This window comes from Agromyces humi, assembly GCF_009720255.1.
In the GTDB taxonomy this organism is placed as follows: domain Bacteria; phylum Actinomycetota; class Actinomycetes; order Actinomycetales; family Microbacteriaceae; genus Agromyces; species Agromyces humi.
This window is the reverse complement of record NZ_WJSP02000538.1, coordinates 1-2,011: the sequence shown is the minus strand read 5'-3', so window position 1 is coordinate 2,011 and position 2,011 is coordinate 1. Positions and strand designations below refer to the sequence as shown.

1 protein-coding gene is annotated in these 2,011 nt (G+C 69.5%); it reads left to right on the top strand.

Annotated features, from left to right (window positions below):
- Positions 1-362: 362 nt before the first annotated feature.
- A complete protein-coding gene (gene metG, locus GH736_RS21930) occupies positions 363-1,922 on the top strand; it encodes a methionine--tRNA ligase (RefSeq protein ID WP_159607066.1) in 1,560 nt (519 codons plus the stop codon).
- Positions 1,923-2,011: the final 89 nt, after the last annotated feature.

Sequence of the window (2,011 nt, the reverse complement as noted above, 5' to 3'; positions counted from 1 at the left end):
CGCAGTCGGACATGGGGCGCTATGAAACGCGTTTGATCTGGATCGCCGGGCGATTACCTCGCGCCGATACCGCATGTCGGTATAGGACTTGGTGTCGTAGCCACCGGCTATGGTTGCATCGATGCCGGTGCTGTTCCTCGGGCGCCACGTCGGCTACCCGATCGCACTGGAGGGGCATGGAGGTCGAGGAGGCCGTGCCGCCCGCGATCGGCGACGGCAGCGTTCGCCGCCGCCATCGGGAGGAGCGCGCCAGCAGGGGCTGAGCCCGCGCCGGCCGCGACGACGACCCGGCCACCGACCACGACTGCGCCCGCCGCGTAACCGGGCGGCAGGGGCATCCGCTCGCCCATAGGATTGAGCGCATGGCCGACGCCTCCTCGTTCTATATCACCACGCCCATTTTCTACGTGAACGACGTGCCCCACATCGGGCACGCCTACACGGAGGTGGCCGCCGACGTGCTCGCGCGCTGGCACCGCCAGGCCGGCGAGGACACGTGGTCGCTGACCGGCACGGACGAGCACGGCCAGAAGATCCTGCGCACCGCGACGGCCAACGGGGTGACGCCCCAGGAATGGGCCGACAAGCTCGTGGCCGACGCATGGAAGCCGCTGCTCGAGACGATCGACATCGCCAACGACGACTTCATCCGCACGACCGAGGAGCGGCACGAGGTCAACGTGCAGAAGTTCCTGCAGAAGCTCTACGACGACGGCCACATCTACACGGGCGAATACGAGGGGTACTACTGCGTCGGCTGCGAGGAGTACAAGCAGCAGTCCGAGCTGGTGGCGGGCACCGGGGAGTACGAGGGCCAGCTGGTCTGCGCCATTCACTCCAAGCCTGTCGAGCTGCTCCACGAGAAGAACTACTTCTTCCGCATGTCCGCCTTCGCCGACCGGCTGCTCGCGCTCTACGACGAGCGCCCCGACTTCGTGCAGCCCGAGTCGGCGCGCAACGAGGTCGTCTCGTTCGTGAAGCAGGGTCTCGCCGACCTGTCGATCTCCCGGTCGACGTTCGACTGGGGCGTGAAGGTGCCGTGGGACGAGTCGCATGTCGTCTACGTGTGGTTCGACGCGCTGCTCAACTACATCACCGCGGTCGGCTACGGCCAGGACGATGCGGAGTTCTCGCGTCGCTGGCCGGCGCAGCACATCGTCGGCAAGGACATCCTGCGGTTCCACGCGGTGATCTGGCCGGCCATGCTCATGGCGGCGGGGCTCGAGGTGCCGCGCGGCGTGTTCGGGCACGGGTGGCTTCTCGTGGGCGGCGAGAAGATGTCGAAGTCGAAGCTCACCGGCATCGCGCCCGACCAGATCACCGAGACGTTCGGCTCCGACGCGTTCCGGTTCTACTTCCTCTCGGCGATCTCGTTCGGCCAGGACGGCTCGTTCTCGTGGGAGGACCTCGCGGCCCGCTACCAGGCGGAGCTCGCCAACGGCTTCGGCAACCTCGCGTCGCGCGTCATCGCGATGATCACCCGCTACTGCGACGGCGTCGTGCCGGCGGCCGCCGAACTCTCGGGCGCCGATCACGAGATCGTCGCGATCGAGCAGCGGGCGACGGATGCCGCGTGGTCGGCCATCGGCCGGCTCGCCATCCACGACTCGATCTCCGCCACGTGGGAGCTCGTCGACGCCCTGAACGGCTACCTGACGGCCGAGGAGCCGTGGACGCTCGCGAAGGACCCGCACCAGCGGGCCCGCCTCGAGACCGTGCTCGCCACCGCCTACCACGGGCTCGGCACGCTCGCCGTGCTGCTCTCGCCCGTGCTCCCCGAGGCGACCGCGAAGCTGTGGACGGCGCTGGGCGCGCCCGGCACGGTGCAGGAGCAGCGCGTCGACCGCGCCCACGAGTGGACCGTCGGCGAGCGGGTCGCGCCGCTCGAGGCGCTGTTCCCGCGCATCGAGGTCTCGGAGTGAGGGCGGGAGCCGCCGCGTGACGGACGCCTCGCCCTCGGGCGCCTCGCCGTCGCCCTCGCCCTCGCAGGAGCACCTGCGGACGCGCTCCG